Here is a 13,217-nt window from a genome sequence, read left to right as displayed (position 1 = left end):
GACAAGACTAACGGCCACTGCCCGCGGAAATCAGGACAATGGCCGTTGAATTTCATTATACTATTGTACTGTCTACATGACGGATTGCAGGTCTAACTCATGGAGCAGACCAAGCGTCAGCGATGTTGATGTATGAATTTCATGAATTAGTGCGGGGTTTTCCAATAGGGACACGCCATACGAAGGAATCATTTCTTTTATTTTCGGCGCCCACGCTTTGATATGTTGCGGGAAGCATCTTTGGATGACCTCCAGCATGACGGAAACAGCCGTAGAAGCCCCCGGAGAAGCGCCGAGCAATGCCGCTATGGAGCCATCGGCGGCACTAATGACTTCCGTGCCGAATTGAAGCGTTCCTTTGCCGGCAGCCGTATCTTTAATAATTTGCACGCGTTGTCCGGCTACAAGCAAATCCCAATCCTCGCTTTTCGCGTTCGGGACAAATTCCCGTAAAGCCTCCATACGCTTTTCCTTCGATAGCATAACTTGCTTGATCAGGTAAGTCGTCAAGGAAGCATTTTTTACGCCGGCTGCCAGCATCGTGGTCAGGTTATGAGGTTTCACGGAAGTAATTAAATCCAACATGGATCCGGTCCGCAAAAACTTTGGCGAGAAGCCGGCGAACGGTCCGAATAACAACGACTCTTTATTGTCGATATATCTTGTGTCCAGATGCGGAACCGACATGGGAGGAGCCCCGACCGGCGCTTGACCGTATACTTTGGCATGATGATGCGCAACAATCTCCGGCTTCCGGCACACCATGAATATTCCGCTTACCGGAAATCCTCCGATCCCCTTACCTTCGGGAATACCGGATTTTTGCAGCAAATGCAGGCTTCCTCCCCCACCGCCGATAAAAACAAATTTTGAAGCAATACGTTCAACGCGGCCGTTATCGACATTCCGCACTTTCAATTCCCATGGGCCCTGGCCAGTACGCTTAATATCATCCACATGATGATTGTAATGAATATCGACGTCTTTACGCTTTAAGTGGGTAAGCAAAATGCGGGTCAATGCGCCAAAGTTGACATCCGTACCCGCTTCGCTTCTTGTAGCCGCTATAGGCTGATTCGATATCCGGTCTTTCATCATGAGCGGAATCCATTCCGCCAGTTTGGCCGGATCCTCGGAGTACTCCATCCCTTGGAACAGCGGGTTGCTGGATAGCGCTTCATAACGTTTTCTTAAAAAAGTGACGTCCTTTTCCCCTTGGACAAAGCTCATATGAGGTACAGGCACGATAAAATCCTTCGGGTTACGGATCAGATTGCTATTTACGAGGTAAGACCAAAATTGCCTTGAAACCTGAAACTCTTCATTCACTTTTATCGCTTTGCTAATATCTATGGATCCATCCGGTTTCTCGACGGTGTAATTAAGCTCGCAGAGTGCGGAATGCCCCGTTCCCGCATTATTCCACTCGTTGGAGCTTTCTTCTCCTGCCTTCGCCAGTTTCTCGATCACTGTAATCTTCCAGTCCGGTACTAATTCTTTCAGAAGCGAACCCAAAGTTGCACTCATGATGCCAGCACCAATTAAGACAACATCTGTTTCGGTTTGTCTGTTGTTCATTTTTACCGTCCTTATGCATAAATATTTTAAAAAATAATTATTAACATTTTTAGATATCTACTATTATATGATAGATATATGTTATTAAAAAGCCGTAAATACAAAAGAAAAAACTTTCCTTCGGACAATTGGAAGGCATTGGATAGAGTAGCTTCCTTTGAACTCAAATCCCTTTTTAGTTATTGACGGATTTTTTGAATAGTGCTAATATCTAATCAAAATTAAAACCTTTAAACTTTCCTTGGATGTTTGAAAATCTTGTTTGTCCAAAAAAGGCCCCCTACGTACACATCCTCTCCAAGTAGGCCTATGGTATCCGCTATTTTTGAAAGCTGTCGATTTCGCTGAAATCACAGCACTTGCGTTGCCTTCCCAGATTTCCTCTACGCGTGAACCTATACAATAAATCTCAGAATTGTTCTGCATTTTATTCTCTTTTTTCGGCAGGGTATTACTTTAGCAAGTAAGAAAAGCCTTTTTTATTTTCCCTGAAAGTTAAAACGTTTAAACTTTAGAGGAGGAGTTACTTTTTATATGAATATCCATGATGTAGCCAAGAAATCGGGTCTATCTATAGTAACGGTATCAAGAGTCATTAACAACTCGCCATCGGTGAGGGAAGTAAACAGACAGAAAGTCCTCAAGGCTATGGAGGAACTCAACTATCATCCCAATTCAGCGGCTCGGAGTCTGGTTCGCGGTAAAACAGGAATCATCGGCATGTCGATCACCAACTTCAACGATTCATTCTATGATCGCGTTATTCGAGTGGTGAACCGTAAGCTCGCGGATCAAGGCTATTTTCTGGCCCTGTCCATAGCGGAAAACGAGGTCGAAGGCGATAATTTCCTGTTTCAAAAGGATCGCGTAGACGGCATTATCCTGCTGTCGCCGCTTAAAGAAGAAGAATACGTCGCGGAGTTGAAGAGAAAGAACATTCCGTTTGTTTTGCTGGACAATCAAATCCATCATGAGGATGTTCCCAGTGTCGTCGTCGATAACTACCAAGGCGGATATGAGGCTACCAAGCATCTGATCCGTCTTGGACATACCCAAATTGCCTATATCGGGGGCCCTTCGGTGTTTCTGAGCGTAGCGGAGCGCAAGCGGGGCTATGACCAGGCGCTGGAGGAAGCGGGGTTAACTCCTTTCGGTACGGAAAATTGCGGTTTTACCGTAAGCGGCGGATATGAGGTAGCCAAGAGATGGATTCGTGAAGATAGACTGCCGACAGCCATTTTCTCCGGGGATGACTTTATCGCTCTCGGGGTTGTTCAGGCCCTTCGGGAAGAAGGGATTATGGTGCCCCATGATATTTCGGTCGTTGGCTTTGATGATCAGCAGTTCGTAGGCGAATTCTACCCCCGATTGACGACGGTCAGACAACCGGAGGCGCAAATGGGCAGCATCGGCGTTGATTTGCTGATGAAACTGATCCATGGGGAGGTGATGCCGGCTGCTGTTACGAAGCTCGCTCCTCAGCTTCTCGTGCGCGAATCCACCGCATCTGTAAGGAAAACATAAACATAGGAGTGAAACGATCCGTGAAGTATTTTCTGGGAGTCGATGCAGGAGGAAGCAAAACCTACGCAATGATCGCAAATGAACAGGGCAAGGTCATCGGTGTAGGCAGAGGAGGGATCGGGAACCATCAAAAAAATCGTGAGCAGGCGGAGATCAGTTTGCAGCAGGCTGTGTTGGAAGCGTTGAAGGCGTCGGGACTGACAAAAGATCAGTTGGAGTATTCCTGGTTCGGACTCGCGGGAGCCGACAGAGAGAACGATTTTCGTATTTTGCGGCCCATCGTCAGCCGGCTCGGACTTCCTCGAACCGAAATTTCTTGCGATACCTGGATCGCATTGCGGGCGGGCACCGAAAAGAACTACGGGGTAGTGCTGATTTGTGGATCGGGCGTAAACTGTGCCGGTAAAAATCCAAAGGGGGAAACTTACCAATGCGGCGGATTCGGCTACCGGTTCGGTGATTTTGGCGGTGGCTATGATTTGAGTATTGAGGTATTCCGCAGCGTGGTCCGGGCGGAGGAAGGAAGAGAGAAAGCGACGGTATTATCGGAACGCTTAACCGGTTTGCTGGGCTATTCCAGCGTTTCGGAGCTCAGAGAGGATTATCTGGATCACTTCCGAGACTTGCCTCCCCATATTGCCGAACTGCTGTTTCAAGCGGCGGAGGAAGGGGACCAGGTTGCCGCAGGGCTGCTAATCAAGCAAGGAAATGAGCTGGGTCTGGCGGCGGCAGCGACAATTCGTCAACTGGGAATGGAGGGCGACACCTTTGACGTCGTGCTTGCGGGCAGCCTGTTAACCAAGGGAGACCGCACCGGTATCATCCGAAGGGCCATTGAACAGAGATTGAAGCAAACCGCGCCTAATGGCAAATTAAGGATTTTATCCCGGGAGCCGGTTGTCGGTTCGGTCGTTCTGGCCATGGAAAGCAGCGGTATATGCGTAAATCAGGAGATTCTTGACCGCCTATCGCTGGCGGAAGTACCAAAAACAATAAAATGCTAGTCGGCAACAATCAAAATGAAAAGGCGAAGGAAGGGTCCATCATGAAGGAAACACTGAAGCTGGTTGTCGTCGGAGCGGGGTCTTCATATACTCCGGAGCTTATCGAAGGCATTATCCTGCATCACAAAGAGCTTCCCGTAAGCGAAGTATGGCTGGTGGATATTGAAGAAGGGAAGGAAAAGCTGCGTACGATTGCCGAACTGAGCAAGCGCATGATTGCTGAGTCCGGGCTTCCGATTACCGTCTGCGAGACGCTTGATCGCAGGGAAGCTATCGCCGGTGCGGACTTTGTCTGCACGCAAATCCGGGTAGGCATGCTGGAGGCGCGAAAATGGGACGAATTGATTCCGATCCGGCACAATGTCATCGGTCAGGAGACGACCGGTCCCGGAGGAATGATGAAAGGCCTGCGGACGATACCTGTAATTCTGGATATTTGCAAAGACATCGAGGAGCTTGCCCCGGACGCCTGGTTGTTGAATTTTACAAATCCGGCCGGCATGGTGACCGAGGCGGTCCACAAATATTCTTCGGTAAAGAGCGTAGGCTTGTGCAACTCGCCTATCGGGTTTCAAAAGTGGCTCTCCGGATTCTTCGGACTTCCCACGGAAAAGATTTATTCGGAGTTTGTGGGCATCAATCATCTGCACTGGGTATCCGATATCGTGATTGACGGAGTCAGCAAGCTGCAAGAACTCATTGATTACCCCCAGAGCTATAAGGCAAACAATGTGCCGTTCGATTCCTGGGATCACCGGTTCCTGAATTCATTGAAAGCGATACCATCTTATTATCTCAGCTATTACTACATGACGGACGCTATGCTGGAGGAACAAAAGGAAGCCGCTGCAACCACCGGCTCGCGTGCTGAAGTGGTGAAAAAGGTGGAAGAGGAACTGTTCGAGCTGTACCGGAACGTTGAGCTTAAGGAAAAGCCGAAACAGCTGGAGCAGCGCGGTGGTGCCTATTACTCCGAGGCAGCGGTGCTGCTGATGCGTTCCATCTATAACGATTCCCGCGATATCCAGACCCTGAACGTACGAAACGGCGGAATCATCGACTTTTTGCCGGCGGACGCTTCCATTGAAGTCAACTGTGTCGTGACCAAGCAAGGCCCGCTGCCGATTCCGCTGCAAAAAATTCCGGAAGCCGTGAAGGGACTGCTGGCGGCTGTTAAGCAATACGAGAGCCTGACCATCGAAGCGGCCGTGCATGGAGACCGGGACATCGCCCTTCAGGCCATGGTCCATCATCCGCTGGTCCCTTCGGTTTCGGTAGCCGAAAAGCTGTTGGATGAAATGCTTGAGACGAATAAAAAGTACTTGCCGATGTTTCATTAGACGGTCCCGGAGGAGGAGAAACCGATGAAGGCGGCTGCGAAACCAAGTAAATGGAAGCAACTGACCAAACAATGGGATTTACAGTCCATGGTCTGGCCAGGGATCATCTTTGTCTTTATTTTTAGCTACATCCCAATGTATGGCGTAGTTATGGCGTTCCAGCAGTACGATATTTTCGCCGGTATCGTGAAGAGTCCCTGGGTTGAATTTATGAATTTCAAAATGTTCTTCCAGGCGCCGGAGTTCTTGAATGTAATGAGAAATACGCTCGTGATTAGCTTGTTGAAACTGATCATCTCCTTTCCGGCACCGATTCTTCTTGCGCTGATGCTAAATGAAGTCGGGAATATGGCCTTTAAGCGTTTCATCCAGACTGTCAGTTATCTGCCTTATTTCCTGTCCTGGGTCATTGTATCCGGGTTTGTATTCTCCCTCCTGTCCGTGGACAACGGAACGGTGAACTATTTGCTGGAGCGGTTCGATCTTATCCAGGAGCCGGTGAACTTTCTTGCGGTTCCGGAATACTTCTGGTCCATTCTAGTAAGCGTCAACGTGTGGAAGGAAGTCGGGTTTGCGAGCATCGTCTATCTGGCAGCGATCGCCGGCGTTGACCCCACCATGTATGAGGCAGCCTCCATCGACGGCGCAAGCCGATTCAAGCAAATCTACTTAATAACGCTCCCCAGCATAGCGCCTATCATTATCATTTTTATGATTCTTGCCATCGGTAATCTTCTCAGTGCGGGCTTTGAGGACATTTTGCTGCTGGGAACCAATCCGATCCTGCGGGAATACTCCGATGTCATCGATACCTACGTGTACCGCGTCGGGATTTTGAATGCCCGATTCTCTTATGCGACAGCGGTAGGGCTATTCAAAGCGGTGATCAGCGTGATTCTGCTGGTAACAGCCAATAAAATCGCCCGCAAGGCAGACGTTAGTCTCTGGTAGGAGCTACAACCTAAAGGGGGGATGAAAAATGAGACTAAGTCTGGGTGACAAAATCCTGCAGCGGAGTATCTATATTCTGTTGACGTTACTGGCTGCCATCATGCTTTACCCGTTTTGGAACTCGCTTGTAATTTCCTTCAATCAAGGAAGCGATACGGCGCTTGGCGGCGTAACCCTGTGGCCAAGAGTCTTTACGCTGGAGAACTATTATATTGTGTTCCAGGATAAGCGCTTATTGAACTCGTTTGGGGTCACCATTCTTAGAACTTTGTGCGGTACGGTCTTATCCGTATTTTTCACGGCGCTCATGGCTTATGGGATGTCCAAGAAAACACTGCTTTTCCGAAAACAATATATGGTGTTCTTCATTGTAACGATGTTCTTTAGCGGCGGGTTGATACCGTCCTATATGCTCATTCGTGCACTGGGTATGCTCGACACCTTTTGGGTGCTGATTATCCCAGGCATCATCAGCGTCTATAACATGATCGTCATTCGCACCTTTTTCTCGGCTCTGCCTGAAGGGCTGGAGGAATCGGCCAAAATCGACGGCTGCAGCAACTACGGCATCTTCTTCAGAATCGTCGTCCCCGTTTCCGGCCCGGTGCTGGCTACGATTGCGTTATTTACGGCTGTGGGCCACTGGAACGACTGGTTTACTGGAGCGATCTATATTACCAAGGATCATTTGCTACCCATTCAGACCTTGTTGCGGCAAATCATGAACTCCAACATTATGACCGATATTGCCTCATCGAATGCCATCGCTCTGGATCATATGAACCGGAACCGGACGATTACAACAAAGTCGTTGACCATGGCCACGATGATGATCGCTACGATCCCGATTATTTTAACGTACCCCTTTCTCCAAAAATATTTTGTTAAGGGCGTATTGATCGGTTCTTTGAAAGAATAGCAGTCTCCTTATTCTGTAGAAAGAAGGGATAACATGCGTAAACGTACGAAATGGGTAACGCTTCTGCTTATCTCCGTACTTATTCTTCTAACCGCTTGTGGCGGAGGCAATAAGCCTGATGCTTCGCAGGAGAATAGCGGGGAGACCCAGGATACAGGGACAGTCACCGATGATGGCAGCGGAATTAAGCCTGTAACCTTCAGCTTCTATGGACACTATGACTGGCTTACGACAGCGCCTTGGGCAGAGAACGAAGCGACGAAATGGATCCGGGAGAACCGCAAGGTTACCGTTGAACCGGTGCAATCCGGCGGGGCGGCCGCCGAAAAACTCAACACGATGATCGTAAGCGGTGATCTGCCGGATGTCATCTTTACCGACCGGGGAGCCACGGTAGAGCGGTTAGCGAAGGCCGGTAGGCTCGTTGCGCTGGATGATTACTATGAGAAATATCCGAACTTCAAGAAATATGTCAAGGAATCCACTTTGAATCTGCTCCGCTCCGAAGACGGAAAAATCTATCAAATCCCCAACTGGTATACATCGGGACAATTCGGCAACGGCGGTTGGATGGTAAACAAAGATATTTATAACGAGCTCGGCAGACCTGCGCTGGAAACCTTCGATGACTTGTATCAATACTTGCTCCAGGTGCGAGACAAGTACCCGGACGTAGTCCCTCTGGAAGTCGGCGAGAAGGGCGCTGGCCTAGAAATTATCTACGGCGGCTTCAAGGAGAACGCCACCAGTAAGTTCATTTCGCTCATGGGATACCCGGAAGGCGATAAGCTGGTATCCATCTATGACGATCCTGATTTCAAGGAAATGATGCTGTATGTCAATAAGCTGTTCCGCGAACGCCTGATCACGCAGGATGCGCTGCAGCAAACTCAGGATGCGGTGAAAGAAAAGGTAAATACCGGCCGGGTAGCGGTTATGGTCGAGTCCAATATCACTACCTACGGTGCCGAAGGGCATCGCGCGCTGACGGCCAATAATCCGGATAGCGGATATGAAATCATTTGGCCGATTCACAAAGCCGGCCTAGACAAGAACAAGGTGTTCGTTAGCGGTTTTGAAACGTTGGGCTGGAACGTCAATATAATTACTACCAAAGCAAAGGATCCGGAGGCGATCTTCGCTTACTTTGACTGGATTACGGGTCCGGAAGGACAGAAGGTTCTTTTCTTCGGTCCGAAAGGGTTGTATTGGGATGAAGAAGATGCGGACGGAGCGCCGATCCCGAACGAGAAATACAAGTCGACTCCTGCCAACGAGCGTACGGAAACCATGAGAAAATTCGAGGACTTTAACTGGGCGGGAAACACGACCTTTATCGATACGGCCAAAATGAGTCTTGAAGCTTCGCTTGCCGCGAATCAGAAATCCTGGGAAACGATAGCACAGTCCACGGTAACCTGGAAAACCGCGTTGGACATTACGGAATTCGTGAATACCGACCCGGTTCCGGACACGGAAATCGGCATCATTGCCCAAAACGTTCATGATGTTTATACCGTTACTTTTGCCCAGATGGTCCACGCGAAGTCCGATGCCGATGTGCTGTCTGCCCTGGAAACGGCCAAAAAGAACACTTCCAAAGCAGGGCTGGATAAGCTGCTCCAATTCAAAACCGAAAGATGGCAGGAGAACGTCAAGAAGATCAATGCGACTAAATAATTCTTGTTTGAAATAGAAAAAACTATTTTAATGGAGGCAAGAATATGACATTTGCGCTGAGGGCGAGGTTCATGGCGGTGTTGAGTTTAGTATTGGCTTTCTCGATGACGGGTACTTCCGGTTCGGTTATGGCAGCGGAGGAGAGTAATCCTCCCTTTGAAACGGAAGTCATTGTAAGAACAGTGAACCAGTTTAAGAACACGGCGGATGTACTGAATTTTGTCGATATGGCCAAAACCTACGGAGTCGATGTCATCAGCATGAACGTCAAGCAGGATGAAGACGATGAGGTTCCGTCCGGAAGGGTATTCTACCAAAGCGACATCGCGCCCGTAGCGCAAGGATACGAGAATTTCGATGCGTTGCAGGAAGTCATTACGGCAGCTCATGCAGAAGGGATCAAGGTTCATGCCTGGATTCCTCAGTTTCATGATCAAGAGGCCTTCCTGAAGCACTCGGACTGGCAGATGCAATCGATGGTTGATGGGGTTCAAACTCCGTTTACGGGCTCTAACGGCAACGAATATTTCGTGAATCCGGTTCACCATGAAGTGCAGCAGTATGAGCGCTCCATCATTCAGGAAGTGATTGAGAACTATGCTGTCGACGGCGTTGTGCTGGATTGGATCCGCTTCGACAATTACAACATGGACGTCAGCGATTACACGGTCGATAAATATCAGACGCAGTTCGGGTATTCGCCTCTTAGCATTGATTTCGATACGGATTCGCCTCAGCGCGAGCAGTGGAACGAATGGAGAACGGATCAAATCGGACAGTATGTTGGCGAGATCCGTCAGGATATCTCCCAGTCCTCCAAACCGGATGTGCAGCTCGGCGTTTATATTTTGCCGCCGGAATTTATAGAGGTCGGGCAAGACGTATCCAAGTTCAAGCAATATATCGATTTTGTGGCGCCTATGGCGTATTTCGATGACTGGGATTTCAATAGCGATTGGGTATACAGCACGGAATACGGCATATTGAAGGATACGAGTGACCGGATCAGCGGCCATCAAGTGGAAATTGTGGCAACGCTGGATAATGATTGGACCGATGACGAATATCAAGAGATCTATAAGGGCATCCGCGATAATTATCCCGGCGTGAAGCGCCTCTCGTTCTTTGCTTACGGGACCTGGCCCGAATCCGAGCTGGCAAAAATCAATGAACGTACAACCTGGCCGACGCCGGACTGGACGCCTCCGGTCGAACAGGATTATCCGGCCCAGCTGCCAACAGGCTGGAAGGCAAGGAACATCGGCTCGATGCCGGGAAATGTTGTCTATAATTCCTCCAAGAAGCAATTTACAATGAGCAGCAACTCCACGGATATTTGGGGAAGTGCGGACCAACTGAATTTTGTATATCAACCCGTGAAGGGCGATATGGAGATGATTCTTCAGGTGCGGTCGATGGACCGTGTGGATGGTTGGGCCAAGGCCGGCATTATGATCCGGGAGGCGTTGAATTCTGATTCGAAACACGCGGACATGATGCTTACCTCCGAGAACGGCGCAACCTTCCAATATCGCGAAGAGACCCAGGGGGGAATGACCGACCAAACCGCAGATGGGTCCGCTCCAAGCTGGCTGAAGTTGAGCAGGAAGGGGAATACCTTTACCGGCTGGATTTCAACCAACGGTCGTAACTGGGCAAAGGTCGGAACGGTCAATATCCCCATGAATCGCCAGGTGTATATCGGCATGGCGCTTAGCAATCCGGGAGACGATTCGGGAAGCAAGGCCGTGTTCAGAAATGTGAAATTAACCCGATAACTCAGCATATTCTCCATAGGCGAAATCAAAAGGCACCCGAAAGGGTGCCTCAGATTGCGGGCTATGTCACTGAATATATTCGCGTAAAGCCTCCTGATTTTTGACGAAAAGTTGTTTGTTACCGGATAAGGATATGAACCCTAATTTCTCGAATTTGCTGAGTTTTCGGCTAATCGTCTCCCGGGTGACCCCGACATAACTGGCCATTTCCTCACGGGAAATAGGCAATTCTATCAGTACCCCCTCTTTACGATCTCTGCCGAATTTCTTGCCAAATTCCAGAATCATATGTGCCACCCGTGCATCTGAATTCTTCGTTGCCAGATTCTGCGCCAAATTCTCCGTATGGGCCAGCCTTTGGGTCACCGCCGTTAATAGCTTGATTGAAATTTCGGGGTTATCCTCCATAATCCGGTCCATCGATTCTTTCGTCAACAAGCATATTTCAGTATCTTCAATCGCATAGACACTGAAATTGTGGGTTTCATCCGGGTTGAATAAATGCAACTCTCCAAAAAATTCCCCGCTGGTCAGCAGATATAGAATTTGTTCCTTGCCGTCTATCGTAAATTTGGACACCTTGACTTGACCGTGGTTGACGATAAACAATTTGTCCGATTTCTCGCCTTCATTTAACAGCATCTGCCCTTTACTATATTGAATATGTCTGGTCATTTGCGCAATCTTCAGGATCTCCTGATCAGACAAAGCTTGAAAAATCGGAACCTTCTTTGGGCAAGGAGCCTTCCTCCGGTTTGGATCATGGTTACAGGAATGTTCTTTCATACATGCATCCCCCTAATTCGTAGAAATCAATTGATATTTTAAACTGATGATAATGAGTATCACTGAGAACAATATACCAGCGAAATTTAAGTGCCTATGTGCTTAGAGGCACACACCGCGCAAAAATGCCTCCCTAAATTTGTTATCAACAAATCTCAGGGAGGCATCTATTAAGAGAAATTCATTACATCGTATAGATCCTATTGCTCCGGAACCTCTTCGAACTTATCCTTGTCTTCCCCACATACGGGGCAGACCCAGTCTTCTGGCAAATCCTCGAATGCGGTTCCCGGTTCAACATCCTCATCCGGATCTCCTACCGCAGGGTCATAAATATATCCGCAAGGGATACAGATGTATTTTTTCATCGGTTCCATGTTTATCGTCTCCTTTATATTCGTTACGCAGTAATTGGTGTTGCAAGCCGCTCTTTGGCAACGGCCATAATCTCTTGAATCGACAACGCCTTCAGATTCAGCCCGGCCAAGGACACTTGGCTCTCAATCGCTGTTTTATACGGCGCAGCCGCAATAACACTTTCAAATGAAATAACGCCGACGAGGGTTCCATTCGCAAAGAACAATCTCGTGTATTTACCGGCAGCAGCGTCTTCTTCAACCAAGGTGGTATCACACTGCGACTCATCGACAACCCCCATAGAGAATAAGGCAAGATCGAATGCGTTAAACACCGTCAACGGGATCGTCTTCCGATAGACTTCTGTTCCTTGGGATGCCATATTTTTGCCCGCTACCTTTCCTTGATCCATCGCACGGTCCCATAAGCCTTCAACCGCGCCATTCCACTCGGTAACATCTCCTGCCGCATAAACATCAGGAACATTCGTCTCCATATAGTCATTGACGACAATTCCCCGCTTGGTGGTCACAGGCGTGTTCGCAACAAGGTCTACATTCGGAATGACTCCGATGGAATAGATGACACTGTCGCAAGGTATCGTGGATTCATTGACTTGAATCCCTGCTACGGCCTCTTCCCCTACAACCTGCTGAACTGCCGCCTGCAATAGGACATCTACCCCCGCTGCCTCTATCTTCTGTTTTAGAATGGAACTTGCTTGTTCATCCAATTGTCTGGCCATCAGCCGGGGCGCAGCTTCCAGGATGGTTACTTTTTTGCCGGCTTTCACGATCGACCATGCAGTCTCCAAACCTTGAATGCCCCCGCCGATATTTACAATGCTTGATTTATCTTCAATATAAGTCTTGAACGCCTCTGCCTCATGCATTTCACGGATCGTGTATACCCCTTGCTTGTCGAAACCGGGAAGCGGTAGCTTCCGGTTCTTCGCGCCAGTGCAAATAAGCAACTTATCGTAGGAAATACGCTCACCTGCAGAAGTAACTAACGCATGTTCTTCTACATCGATTTGCGTGATGGCCGTGTTCGGAAACGTCCGGATTTGTTGCTTCTGGTACCACGCCTCTTTCTTGATCAGCACTTTCTCACTACGCAAATCGCCGTATAAATCCTTGGACAATTTAATGCGGTTATAAGGTAGCGAATCTTCGGATCCGAAGATCAGGATATTCCCTTCCGGGTCTTGATCCCGAATGGCTTTTGCCGCGTTGACTGCAGCGACGCCCGTTCCAATGATGCAATAGTTCTTCGTCATAATTTCACCCTCCCTCGGTTT

The 13,217-nt window shown here is 48.7% G+C and carries 11 protein-coding genes; 7 read left to right on the top strand and 4 right to left on the bottom strand.

Going from position 1 to position 13,217, the window contains the following annotated elements; translation table 11 throughout:
- Positions 1-72: 72 nt before the first annotated feature.
- Complete coding sequence (locus ACLB09_RS13040; RefSeq protein WP_410770765.1) at positions 73-1,635, bottom strand: malate:quinone oxidoreductase; 1,563 nt, start codon at positions 1,633-1,635, stop codon at positions 73-75.
- Positions 1,636-2,112: 477 nt separating this feature from the next.
- On the opposite strand from ACLB09_RS13040, the gene ACLB09_RS13035 reads away from it, so the two are divergent.
- Genes ACLB09_RS13035 through ACLB09_RS13005 form a run of 7 tightly spaced genes read left to right on the top strand, consistent with a single transcriptional unit; the run spans position 2,113 to position 10,774 of the window.
- The gene (locus ACLB09_RS13035) at positions 2,113-3,102 is read left to right on the top strand and encodes a LacI family DNA-binding transcriptional regulator (RefSeq protein WP_410770269.1); all 990 of its coding nucleotides are present in this window, start codon (positions 2,113-2,115) and stop codon (positions 3,100-3,102) included.
- 20 nt (positions 3,103-3,122) lie between these two features.
- Positions 3,123-4,106 carry an N-acetylglucosamine kinase gene (locus tag ACLB09_RS13030; protein WP_410770268.1) on the top strand — a complete coding sequence of 328 codons (984 nt, stop codon included), beginning with the start codon at positions 3,123-3,125 and terminating at the stop codon, positions 4,104-4,106.
- A 41-nt stretch (positions 4,107-4,147) separates the two neighbouring features.
- Positions 4,148-5,446, top strand: coding sequence for a 6-phospho-beta-glucosidase (locus ACLB09_RS13025; RefSeq protein WP_410770267.1), 1,299 nt, complete (start codon positions 4,148-4,150; stop codon positions 5,444-5,446).
- Positions 5,447-5,470: 24 nt separating this feature from the next.
- The gene (locus tag ACLB09_RS13020) at positions 5,471-6,397 is read left to right on the top strand and encodes an ABC transporter permease (protein ID WP_410770266.1); all 927 of its coding nucleotides are present in this window, start codon (positions 5,471-5,473) and stop codon (positions 6,395-6,397) included.
- Between the two features lie 28 nt (positions 6,398-6,425).
- Positions 6,426-7,316, top strand: a complete 891-nt coding sequence (locus ACLB09_RS13015) for a carbohydrate ABC transporter permease (RefSeq protein ID WP_410770265.1) — start codon at positions 6,426-6,428, stop codon at positions 7,314-7,316.
- A 33-nt stretch (positions 7,317-7,349) separates the two neighbouring features.
- A complete protein-coding gene (locus ACLB09_RS13010) occupies positions 7,350-8,996 on the top strand; it encodes an extracellular solute-binding protein (protein ID WP_410770264.1) in 1,647 nt (548 codons plus the stop codon).
- Positions 8,997-9,040: 44 nt separating this feature from the next.
- The gene (locus tag ACLB09_RS13005) at positions 9,041-10,774 is read left to right on the top strand and encodes a family 10 glycosylhydrolase (RefSeq protein WP_410770263.1); all 1,734 of its coding nucleotides are present in this window, start codon (positions 9,041-9,043) and stop codon (positions 10,772-10,774) included.
- Positions 10,775-10,840: 66 nt separating this feature from the next.
- Here ACLB09_RS13005 and ACLB09_RS13000 read toward each other — a convergent pair whose 3' ends face one another.
- From ACLB09_RS13000 to ACLB09_RS12990, 3 genes are all read right to left on the bottom strand, one after another.
- The gene (locus ACLB09_RS13000; RefSeq protein WP_410770262.1) at positions 10,841-11,560 is read right to left on the bottom strand and encodes a Crp/Fnr family transcriptional regulator; all 720 of its coding nucleotides are present in this window, start codon (positions 11,558-11,560) and stop codon (positions 10,841-10,843) included.
- Between the two features lie 200 nt (positions 11,561-11,760).
- Positions 11,761-11,928, bottom strand: a complete 168-nt coding sequence (gene rd, locus ACLB09_RS12995) for a rubredoxin (protein ID WP_410770764.1) — start codon at positions 11,926-11,928, stop codon at positions 11,761-11,763.
- A gap of 32 nt (positions 11,929-11,960) precedes the next feature.
- Positions 11,961-13,196: an NAD(P)/FAD-dependent oxidoreductase gene (locus ACLB09_RS12990; RefSeq protein WP_410770261.1), complete on the bottom strand. Its 1,236-nt coding sequence runs from the start codon at positions 13,194-13,196 to the stop codon at positions 11,961-11,963.
- Positions 13,197-13,217: the final 21 nt, after the last annotated feature.

The organism is Fontibacillus forbon, from assembly GCF_046559655.1.
GTDB lineage: Bacteria > Bacillota > Bacilli > Paenibacillales > Paenibacillaceae > Fontibacillus.
The sequence above is the reverse complement of the archived record's forward strand: the minus strand, read 5'-3'. Positions and strand labels throughout refer to the sequence as shown.